Origin of the sequence: Sulfitobacter sp. HI0129 (assembly GCF_001635395.1) — a bacterium.
Classification (GTDB): domain Bacteria; phylum Pseudomonadota; class Alphaproteobacteria; order Rhodobacterales; family Rhodobacteraceae; genus Sulfitobacter.
Genome location: NZ_LWGH01000927.1, coordinates 1 through 310 on the forward strand (window position 1 = coordinate 1; position 310 = coordinate 310).

At 59.7% G+C, this 310-nt stretch carries 1 protein-coding gene; it reads right to left on the minus strand.

Going from position 1 to position 310, the window contains the following annotated elements; translation table 11 throughout:
• Positions 1-256: hypothetical protein (locus tag A3764_RS20990; RefSeq protein ID WP_201722486.1), on the minus strand; the 256-nt coding region annotated here is incomplete at its 3' end.
• Positions 257-310: the final 54 nt, after the last annotated feature.

Below are 310 nucleotides of genomic sequence, written 5' to 3' on the forward strand. Positions count from 1 at the left end.
TGCCCTGTGAATTACCTGTCTGCGCGGTCGCAGAAGCGCCGGAAGACAGGCCCGAAGAACCTGACTGCAGATCCGTGCTGCCCGCACCCGTTCCTGTTGCTGTCATACCTGTCGCCGTCGTGCCAGTTTGCTCCATCTGCTTCGGTGGGAACTTCGCCTCCTCAATATCCTGCGCGGTGAAGGGCAAAGCGAAAGCGGGGGCGGCAAGAAGCGACAGCAGCGCGGCGGCGGCTGTACGGGTCTGCAAAAGCGGCATGATCGTCCTTTCAGAAAGAGGTTATTCCTCAACGCACGGGTGAATCCGATTGTT